At 34.3% G+C, this 916-nt stretch carries 1 protein-coding gene; it reads left to right on the top strand.

The genetic code is table 11. The features are described from left to right. The first annotated feature begins 8 nt into the window (after positions 1–8). Positions 9–902, top strand: a complete 894-nt coding sequence (gene lepB / locus BKH42_RS09075; RefSeq protein ID WP_257874302.1) for a signal peptidase I — start codon at positions 9–11, stop codon at positions 900–902. Positions 903–916 lie beyond the last annotated feature (14 nt).

Genomic DNA, 916 nt, shown 5'->3' with positions numbered 1-916 from the left:
TAAAGTTTATGTATAAATTTTGTGCGAGTTGGACAGGCACAATCATTATCGTATTGTTTATAGTGTTTTTTATTGCACAGGCCTTTATTATTCCTTCTAGGTCTATGGTAGGGACTTTATATGAAGGTGATATGCTTTTTGTAAAAAAGTTTTCTTATGGGATTCCTATCCCGAGAATTCCTTGGCTAGAAATACCTGTATTGCCTGATTTTAATGGTAATGGACATCTCATAGATGGAAGCAGACCTCAAAGGGGTGATGTGGTCATTTTTATCCCTCCTGGTGAGCCAAAAACCTATTATGTCAAAAGGGATTTTGCAGTAGGTGGAGATGAGGTTATTTTTACTCAAAAAGGTTTGTATCTTCATCCTAATGAGGGCGATGAATATGTAGATTCTCATTATAAAGATTCAGAAGTGATTGTTATGATGGGTAAAAAATTCGTCTTTGAGCCTTATTCTAGGGAACATCCAGGTATTCATTATAAGCACAACAATATGTCTTTTGAACAGATGGAGCTCATCACTCAAAAAATATTAAGCTCCCCATTTCCTGAAGCTTTAGGACAAAACACTGATCCAAATCAACAAAATATTGCAATGACGCCGATGAATCTTGATGGCGAATTAGTGTTTTATAAAAAAATCGCTCCTGATGAGTTTTTTATGGTGGGGGATAATCGGGATAATAGCAATGATTCTAGATTTTGGGGTACTGTGCCTTATAAAAATATTATAGGCAAACCTTGGTTTATTTATTTTAGTATCAATCTTAAAAATAGTGAAGAGGTAGATGCACAAGATAATCCAAAAGAGGTTTTTTCTATCAGATGGAAGCGTGTTTTTAAAACAGTTGAAAGTCTTGAAAAAAATATCAAGAAACAGGTTGAAGTAGAGCAATAGATGGATTTTGATAT

Origin of the sequence: Helicobacter sp. 13S00482-2 (assembly GCF_002272795.1) — a bacterium.
Taxonomy (GTDB): Bacteria; Campylobacterota; Campylobacteria; order Campylobacterales; family Helicobacteraceae; genus Helicobacter_J.
The sequence above is the reverse complement of the archived record's forward strand: the minus strand, read 5'-3'. Positions and strand labels throughout refer to the sequence as shown.